Origin of the sequence: Rhizobium ecuadorense (genome assembly GCF_001187535.1) — a bacterium.
Classification (GTDB): domain Bacteria; phylum Pseudomonadota; class Alphaproteobacteria; order Rhizobiales; family Rhizobiaceae; genus Rhizobium; species Rhizobium ecuadorense.
Genome location: NZ_LFIO01000485.1, coordinates 1 through 292, shown reverse-complemented (window position 1 = coordinate 292; position 292 = coordinate 1). Strand labels below are relative to the sequence as shown.

The window sequence follows — 292 nt, the reverse complement described above, 5'->3', positions numbered from 1 at the left end:
GAAGCAGCAGCGTTGGCCGCGTCGTCATTGTCCTGTTATTCGTTCAGCTGTCTATCGGCATTCTGATTTCGCTTCACGAATTCCTGGTTCCGGCCCTCGAAGCGCTCGGCAAGGACGCGACTTTGACGGGTCGGGTGCCATTATGGGAGCTGGTTGATCGCGAAATATCCGATCGTTGGTTGCTTGGCTATGGTTACCAGGCTTTCTGGACAGATGCGAACCCAGAAGCGACGCAAATCTGGTCAAAGATCGGCTGGCCGGCGCCCCACGCGCATAATGGATACCGCGATAT

General features: G+C 55.8%; 1 pseudogene. It reads left to right on the top strand.

Going from position 1 to position 292, the window contains the following annotated elements:
- Nucleotides 1-292: pseudogene (locus tag AF337_RS11520) on the top strand (O-antigen ligase family protein); the annotation flags it as partial.